This window comes from Elusimicrobiota bacterium, assembly GCA_016788905.1.
Classification (GTDB): domain Bacteria; phylum Elusimicrobiota; class Elusimicrobia; order FEN-1173; family FEN-1173; genus JADKHR01.
In genome coordinates this window covers 1-638 of record JAEURZ010000063.1, presented here as the reverse complement: position 1 = coordinate 638, position 638 = coordinate 1, and the positions used below count along the sequence as shown (strand labels likewise).

Sequence of the window (638 nt, the reverse complement as noted above, 5' to 3'; positions counted from 1 at the left end):
GTAAGTCCCGAACCGCTTGCGCGACTTACGACGACGGAAAATCGGCAATTCCCCCGCGCACTGCGCACACAACTTCGAAATGAGTGCGCACCCCTGTTGGTAAGCGCTCCGACGCGCACTAGCCGGTCGATTTAGTGCGCACTTTGCCCCGAGTGCGCACACGGGAAAATCGACGTAAGTCCCGATTCGCTTGCGCCACTTACGTCGATTCTCAGAGAGCTTGGAAACGTCCCTTCTCCCTCCTGAGGGAGAAGGTGGCCCGAAGGGCCGGATGAGGGAGCAGAACCTCTCGCCAACGCCGCAACTCTAGACAGCGCAAAGACTCCGATCGCTAACGCGCCCGGCTCGCTGTCGGCGTCTACTAGATCACACCAAATTGCCAAAGAACCAACCCCGCATTTTCCACTTTTTCGACGTCGATTCCAGAGCGTTTTTGGCCGGCCGACCGAATCCGAAAACCCAGGAAAAGGCCCCGGAAAACGATCGTTTCCTTGGCATAGCTTCGCCCGCCGGCTACGATACGGCTCCCCGCCTCGCCCCGCCTTCGGAAACCCGCCGCCATGATCACGCTTCGTCGCTCGGCCGCCGTTTGGCTTGCCCTTCTAATCGCGTCTTCCGCTCAAGCTCAGCAGCCCGCG

Annotated in this window: 1 protein-coding gene; it reads right to left on the bottom strand. The window is 60.2% G+C overall.

Annotated features, from left to right (window positions below):
* Window positions 1-361: 361 nt before the first annotated feature.
* On the bottom strand, window positions 362-562 hold the full coding sequence (locus JNK54_10810; GenBank protein MBL8024747.1) for a hypothetical protein: 201 nt from the start codon (window positions 560-562) through the stop codon (window positions 362-364).
* Window positions 563-638: the final 76 nt, after the last annotated feature.